The 5,952-nt window shown below is 66.4% G+C and carries 5 protein-coding genes and 3 pseudogenes; 5 read left to right on the top strand and 3 right to left on the bottom strand.

The features are described 5' to 3' along the window. The 5 genes and pseudogenes from CED_RS20700 to CED_RS20680 all read left to right on the top strand — a co-directional run. Nucleotides 1–947 (top strand): IS110 family transposase (locus CED_RS20700; protein ID WP_235187231.1); only part of this gene is annotated, 947 nt, incomplete at its 5' end. Nucleotides 948–1,053: 106 nt separating this feature from the next. Continuing rightward, a pseudogene (locus CED_RS24055) lies at nt 1,054–1,353 on the top strand (IS5/IS1182 family transposase); the annotation flags it as partial. 206 nt (nt 1,354–1,559) lie between these two features. Then, a pseudogene (locus tag CED_RS23185) lies at nt 1,560–1,784 on the top strand (transposase); the annotation flags it as partial. A 503-nt stretch (nt 1,785–2,287) separates the two neighbouring features. Further along, entirely contained in the window at nt 2,288–2,716 is a 429-nt protein-coding gene (locus CED_RS20685; protein ID WP_035913510.1) for a hypothetical protein, read from the top strand. 42 nt (nt 2,717–2,758) lie between these two features. Then, entirely contained in the window at nt 2,759–3,127 is a 369-nt protein-coding gene (locus CED_RS20680) for a nuclear transport factor 2 family protein (RefSeq protein ID WP_035913508.1), read from the top strand. A gap of 215 nt (nt 3,128–3,342) precedes the next feature. Here the strand turns inward: CED_RS20680 and CED_RS20675 are convergent, their stop codons facing one another. From CED_RS20675 to CED_RS20665, 3 genes and pseudogenes are all read right to left on the bottom strand, one after another. Further along, complete coding sequence (locus tag CED_RS20675; RefSeq protein WP_051868980.1) at nt 3,343–4,200, bottom strand: helix-turn-helix domain-containing protein; 858 nt, start codon at nt 4,198–4,200, stop codon at nt 3,343–3,345. Between the two features lie 206 nt (nt 4,201–4,406). Further along, nucleotides 4,407–4,750, bottom strand: a pseudogene (locus CED_RS23180) (transposase); the annotation flags it as partial. Nucleotides 4,751–4,781: 31 nt separating this feature from the next. Then, complete coding sequence (locus CED_RS20665) at nt 4,782–5,552, bottom strand: AfsR/SARP family transcriptional regulator (protein ID WP_051868979.1); 771 nt, start codon at nt 5,550–5,552, stop codon at nt 4,782–4,784. Nucleotides 5,553–5,952: the final 400 nt, after the last annotated feature.

The following is a 5,952-nucleotide window of genomic DNA, read 5'->3' as shown; positions in this document are numbered from 1 at the left end:
CAGATTCGCAGTCCGTGACCGACACGCCGGACCGATTCCCGACCCGTCAACCTCCGTCACGGACGGCCTTACGGCGACGCCTGATTACCGGCGTGTACTGGAAGCCGGTGTATTACATGCTGGAGGATTCCTTCGAATGCTGGCTGCTGAACGCCCAGCACATGCACAATGTTCCGGGTCGGAAGACGGATGTGACCGATGCGGCGTGGATCGCGCAGCTGCTGGAACATGGTCTGGTCCGGCCGTCGTTCGTGCCCCCGAAACCGATCCGGGCGTTACGGGATCTCACCCGGCACCGGCGCACGACGATCGAGGACCGTACCCGGGCGGTGCAACGCCTGGAGAAGGTCATGCGGGACTGTGGGATCAAGCTGACGTCGGTGGCCTCGGAACTGTTGGGGAAGTCCGGTCGGGTGATGATCGAGGCGATGCTCGCCGGGGAGGAGGACCCGGAGGTGCTCGCGGATCTCGCGCGGCGCCGGCTGCGGGTGAAGATCCCGCAGTTGCGGGAGGCGTTGGCCGGCCGGCCGTTGGCGGATCACCAGAAGCTGCTGGTCCGTCAGTTGCTGGCGCAGATCGACCTGTGTGATACCGCGGTCGCGGAGCTGGACCGCAAGGTCGAGGTGATGCTGGCCCCTTTCGTGGACCTGGTGGGGCGGGTGATGACGATCCCCGGGGTGGCCCAGCGGACGGCGCAGTGTCTGATCGCTGAGGCGGGGATGGACATGGGCCGCTTCCCGACCGCGGGACATCTGGCGTCCTGGGCGGGGATCTGTCTGGGTAACCACGCCTCCGGTGGGAAGGCCCGGTCGGGTCGTAGCCGTCAGGGGTCGACGTGGCTGCGGACCGCGCTCACCGAGGCGGCGCACGCCGCCGCCCAGACACGCGGGACACCTATCTGGCCGCGCACTGAGCCTTTCCCAGTGACGATCGGCGACGCCGTGTGATCGTCACGGAAGGTGACGCTGTTGGGGGTAGTGAGACGCGAAACGCGGGGCCTCGGTAGGAAGAAGTCCTCTTACAGACCGACTTCCAAGAGGCCCCGCGTCGTCCATGAGTGTCACATACACCGCAGAGCTGCCCCTCGGCGCGCATACCGTTGCCCGACGGGCCGTACTGCTCGTGGCGGAACGGAAACGCAGGGGTACCAGGGCGGGTACACGGCGGCTGTCGTGCTGGGATCAGGCCGTGTTCGTCCTGCGCTGGTTCTGCGACGGCACGAGAATGCGCCAGCTCTGCAAGGATCATCGGGTAAGCCGGTCGACCGGCTACGACTACCTCCACGAGGGGATCCGGGTCCTGGCCTGGCAGGCCCCTAATGGGACATACCGGGCAGCCGTGAGGCAGGCTCGGTTCCGGTAGCCGCCAGCAGGTGAGCACTCGAGGCCCCTGGACGCAGGACGAGTCCTAAGGTCAGACCGTGCCCCTGCCGGTGGTCGGGAGAGCGGACCATAGATGGGATGTCGTGCCCGCTGATCGTGGCGTGAGCACTTGACCATTAGGGTGTGGTGGANCTCCTGGAGGCTGCCGGACCTGGTGCCGAGAGACGGGAGACCCGGATGCTGTTCGTCGGTGACGACTGGGCGCAGGACCACCACGATGTGGAGGTGCAGGACGAGACGGGTCGGCGACTGGCGAAGGGCCGGCTGCCGGAGGGCGTGGCCGGGATCGCCCGGCTGCACGCGCTGATCGGGCGGCACCTGGCCGAGGACGCCGGCCCGGAGCAGGTCGTGGTCGGGATCGAGACCGACCGCGGCCCGTGGGTGCGGGTGCTCGTCGCGGCGGGCGGGATGGCCAGGGGAATGACGTCGGCGAACAGCGCGTCGGGGCCGTCGAGGATGAACTGGACCATGACCCCGGTAGAGCGGGCGTGGATGTCCGGGCCGACCTTCGCCGTCGACCAGCGCGCCGCCACGAACGGCGACGGCGGCAGCGGCCGCAACGACTCCCGCTTCGCGGCGTCGAAGACGGCCAGCGGGGCGGCGCCGTCCAACGGCCGGCACGCCCGGACACCCGCGACCTCAACGCACCAGCGGACGGCTTCGGCGCGCATCTCCTCGAGAGAGGCGAACTCTTGTCCCCGCCTCCGGCCGGGGATCACGTAACCGTCAGCTCCTCACAACCGGGGGATTTCGTGACCGTCCACACCCGACGGTGGACACCGGTCGAGGTTCGATTACCTGGGTGGTAATCGACCACCCTGGCGGGTGTGGCCCACGCTGTTCGTGGGCGCGGAACCCTGTGCCTGTGCCTGCGTCACACGTCATCGCGTCGAGGAGGCCGATCGATGTCCACAACGACGAGCCAGTTCTCGATCCGTGCTGGGGCCGGATCGGACGGGGCTGTCTGGCTGCGGCGTTTCCTTGCCCTCGACGCCGTTGTCACGGCGGTCAACGGACTCGTCTATCTGGCCGCGTCGGGGGCGTTGGGTCGGCTGCTTGGGGTGGGCAGTGATCTACTGGTCGGACTCGGCGTTTTCCTGGTCCTCTACGGCCTGGCGGTCGGTTTGCTCGCCAGCCGGACTCGGTTTCCGATACTGGCCGTCAACGCGGTGATCGAGGCCAACCTCGCCTGGGCGGTGCTCAGCATCGTCGCGCGGGTCTTCTGGTTTGACGATCCCAGCATCGCCGGGCAGGTTTGGATCCCGCTACAGGCGGCAACGGTCGGCGGTTTCGCCGTGCTTCAGTTCGCCGCCCTGCGTCGTAGCCGGGCGTGACTCCAGGGCACCATTTCAGCACAAGAATGAAAGGGTACTAAGTTGACTACGTTCGATGCCGCCGTCCAGCGGTACTTCGCCGCTTGGAACGCCGCAACTCCCGAGGACCTGAAGGACGCGGTCGCCGCCGCGTTCACGGAGGAGGGAACCTACACTGACCCGCTGGCCGACGTCAGCGGTCACGACGGTATTGCCGCCGCGATCAGTGGCGCGCACGAACAGTTCCCTGGTTTCGAGTTCCGGCTCGCTGGTTCCCCTGACGGGCATCACAACATCGCTCGTTTCTCCTGGGAACTGGTCTCGAAGGCCGACGGCTCGGCTCCGGCCACCGGATTCGACGTAATCACCCTTGCTGAGGACGGTCGCATCAGATCGGTCAGTGGCTTCCTGGACCGCCTACCGGGAGCCTGAACCGGCAGGCGGCATGGACCGTCGGGAAAGCTGGCCGGCCGGAAATCCGTGACGCGGAGCCCGGCCGGCACAGCCCATGGAACCCGCGCAACCACGACCGGTTACACCGACCCACCGGCACACCGCCGCTGTCTCCCAGCGGCCCGACTGGCCCGTCACCGGCGGGCGACGACGAGCGCGCGGCCTGGACGAGACACCGAGCGGTCAACGTCACCTCATGACACGCCCGTGACGGACGCGCCGTCCTGAGCGGCCTGGAGTGCCTGAAGTGCCTGAGCCGTCTCCGGGTCGGCAGGTAGGAACATCTCCACCGCCAGCTCGGAGACGGTCACATCCATGGGTGTGTTGAAGGTGGTGACCGTCGAGATGAGAGACAGGGTCTTTTCGCCGGCCTGGATCTTCAGTGGCAGCGCGAGCTGGTGCTGCTCCGCGGTGGAGGTAGCCTCTTCCGCCTGGGCTGATTCTGGCCCGGGCGCCGGGTATGCTGAGACCTCATCTCGCAGTTTGCTGAGTTCACTCGAAGGCCGCAGCGCAACCTGNCGGTCAATGCGCTCCAAAAGGTGCGTGCGCCATTCGGCGAGGTTGCGGATCCGAGGGGCCAGGCCTTGCGGGTGCAGGGTGAGCCGTATGGCGTTCATCGGTGGTTCCAACAGGTGCTCCGGGAGATCGCCGAGCAGCGCCTGGATGCCGCGGNTGGCAATCAGAATTTCGTATTTACCATCCATAATCAGCGCAGGATTGGGCTCATAGGCCGCCAGCAGGTTTTTCAGTCCTGTTCGGAGAACGTACATCTGCGGGTCCTGTAGCGGCGTCTCGTTATAGNCTGGAGCATAGCCGGCCGCGACGAGAAGCGTGTTGCGGTCCCGTATAGGCACCTCCAGATGCTCGGCAAGGCGCATGACCATACCCTGGCTGGGTCGAGTCCGGCCCGTCTCGATGAAGCTGATATGGCGCGCGGAGCTCTCGGCCCGCAGCGCCAGCGCGAGCTGGCTGATCCGTCGCCGCTCACGCCAGGCTCTTATCAGGGTTCCTACGTTGACATAGCTGCCCGTCTCCGGGGCGGCAATCGCCATGGAGCCCATGTTATTCGATGCTGAACGCGAGGCTGTCCGGAACGTGAGCGACATGGTCGCCGGGTATCATACCTCGTTCGATCGGGTAGCCTGGTACTGTAACGGTTTCGGCACCGGGCTCGCACGCGCATCGAGTTGCGCGACTGGCGGCCTCGTCGCGCTCGGGGGCGCAGGAGGAATAGTGCAAGACTTGCGGCTGGTGATCGTTAGGCACCCTGGGTGACGGGTGTGGTGGTGGGTCGTTCGACGAGCTGGCCGCCCACGAAGACGACGCCAGCGCGGACGAGGGCGACGAGGTGGGGTGCGTTGACCGCCCGCCAGCGTGCCTGGGCGGCCTCGATGAGCTTGAACACCCTGGCCAGCCTGGCGGCACGTGGTCCCGGGCCTTTGGTGACCNGGGTGCGGTGACGGACGGTCGCGAACATCGACTCGATCGGGTTTTCGTGGTCCGTAGATGCACCCAGTGCTCGGCAGGGTAGTCGTAGAACACCAGCAGCACATCCAGATCGTCGGTGACCTTCGCGACGGCCTTGGGGAACTTCGCCCAGTAGGATCCCGAGCGGTTTCGCCCGATCCGGATATCAACGATGCAATGAGACACCGCCGCACAGGACCTGGACGGGCGAGTTCTGAAGATGAGGCGCCTGGCTGAGGATCTCCTGGAAGCGCTGCCGGAGGTGGTCGGACGGCTCCATTCCGAGGTCGTTGGCCAGCCGCCAGCGGGCCTGGTTGTATGCCTCGATGGCCTCGGCCTGCCGTCCCGACCGATAGAGCGCCAGCATAAGCAGCTCGGTGATGCGCTCGCGCCAGGGGTGGCTAGTGCTCATCCGCCTCAGCTCGCCGATGACGTGCAGTGGGTCCGCGCAGTCGATTCCCAGCGAGATCCGGTCCTCGACTGCCGTCATGTACTCCTCCTCCAGCTGGAGTGCCACGCCCTGGCACAATGGTCCGGTCGCCGCGTCCTGCATCGGCGTGCCGCGCCAAAGTAGCAGCGCCTCGACCAACAGAGCGTGTGACGTTTTCGGGGCGTCGTGCCGCACCGCTCTGGACTCGGCGATCTTCCTCCGAAATTGATTCATGTCCAGCATGTCGAGATCGAATTCCAGCATGTACCCCGGTGACCTGGTGACTAGCGTGGGCGGCGTGTCGCTCCGGCCGACAAGGCGCTCGAGAGTCTGACGCAGCCGATAGATGTGGGCCTGTAGCGAGTTATCCATCTTAGCCGGCGGGTTCTCTCCCCACAACTCCTGATAAAGCTCCTCCGTCGACACGGGCCGGCCGTTGCTGATCAGCAGCGCCGTGAGCAGTGTGCGCTGTCTGGCTCCCGGGACGGGCCTGACCTGGCCGTCAATCTCGACGTCTGTAGGGTAGGCGACTGGCGCGGTGGCATCTCGCTTTAGGCGCGTGGTCCGGTACCTTTGTCCGCGCGGTTTCCCGCCCGTTTCTCATCCCGGCCGTCCATAGCATGCTCCGTCTCCAGCCGCCCCCCGTCAATCCGTGCATGTGGTTCTCCCACACACGGCTTACCGACGCCGTTCACCGCCGGCATTCGGTCTCTCCCGCCAGAGCTTTCCGGCCCTGGGAGTGACGACAATCCCAGACAGGCTGACCAGGCCGAGGTCCACCGGCCGGGAGCGTATCAGCACCCGCCAGCCGAAGCCCATGCTGCGCCGGTGTCTGGCCCGAACAAACCGAGCCAGCCGTACCTGCGCGAACCGCCTGATCATAGCAAGGCGCCGTGCCGAATATCCG

The organism is Frankia sp. CeD (assembly GCF_000732115.1).
Classification (GTDB): domain Bacteria; phylum Actinomycetota; class Actinomycetes; order Frankiales; family Frankiaceae; genus Frankia; species Frankia casuarinae.
Note: the sequence above shows the minus strand (reverse complement) of the source record. Positions and strands in the feature narration are given on the sequence as shown.